Origin of the sequence: Aminicella lysinilytica, from assembly GCF_004362975.1 — a bacterium.
In the GTDB taxonomy this organism is placed as follows: Bacteria; Bacillota; Clostridia; order Peptostreptococcales; family Anaerovoracaceae; genus Aminicella; species Aminicella lysinilytica.
Window position 1 is genome coordinate 1 of record NZ_SNXO01000075.1, and the last position, 1,166, is coordinate 1,166.

The following is a 1,166-nucleotide window of genomic DNA, read 5'->3' on the forward strand; positions in this document are numbered from 1 at the left end:
TACAGAACTTCTGTACAATATACATGAGTGATAACTCAAATATACAGAAGGGAGGCCAACAATAATGGCCAATAAAATCAATGTGAAGCTCATACTAGAGCTTCGTGCCGCAGGATTGTCGAGAAATACTATTGCTACAACAAGGCACATTTCAGGACATTCTGTCAGCGATGTGATACATATCGCTGACGAAAAAAGCATCGCATATAGCGATGTGAAGGATCTTTCGGAAGGAACGGTATACCGCATGTTCTATCCCGATAAGTTCGCTGTGGAGCATCTTTATGCACTGCCGGATTACGAGTATGTACATAAAGAATTGAAACGCGTAGGAGTGACTTTAAAGTTGCTCTGGCAGGAGTATCAGGACAAGTGCAGAGCTGAAGACAGCATATCTATGGGATACACCAAATTCTGCAGGGGATATTCCGAATACACTATCGCCAACAAACTTACCAATCACATAGATCATAAACCGGGAGTCGTGACAGAGGTCGACTGGTCAGGACCTACTATGAGCTATATGGACACTTCTACCGGGGAGGTAGTAACTGTGTATCTCTTTGTTGGAACGTTACCGTACAGTCAGTATTCATACGTAGAACCTGTTACCGACATGAAAATGGATACATTCCTGCGTTGCCATATCAGGATGTACGAGTACTTTGGAGGTGTCACTACCAGACTGGTATGCGATAATCTTAAAACAGGTGTAGTGTCTCATCCTAAAGAAGGCGAGATCGTACTTACAGCAAATTATGAGGCACTGGGTGAGCATTACATGACCGCCATAATGCCTGCAGGCGTACGCAAACCCAAACAGAAAGCATCTGTGGAAGGTACTGTTGGCAAGATTGCGACCGCAATAATAGCTAAACTTAGAAATGAAGTATTCTATTCCTTCCAGGATCTTGATGCAGCTGTTGCAAAGAAACTTTATGAATTCAATCATGAGAAATTCCAGAAAAGAGATGGTACCAGATACTCGGCATACATGGATGAAAAGCCGTCACTACATGAGCTTCCTGCGGTTCCATATGAAATAGCCGCATGGATCTATGGTAGAAAAGTGAATATCGATTATCATATCGTGTTCGAACACAATCGCTATTCATGTCCATATCAGTATGTAAACAAAAAGGTGGATCTAAGAATAACTGATACAA

1 protein-coding gene is annotated in these 1,166 nt (G+C 42.2%); it reads left to right on the forward strand.

The window, feature by feature from the left end:
* Positions 1-64 precede the first annotated feature (64 nt).
* Positions 65-1,166: IS21 family transposase (istA, locus tag EV211_RS10500; RefSeq protein WP_133529387.1), on the forward strand; the 1,102-nt coding region annotated here is incomplete at its 3' end.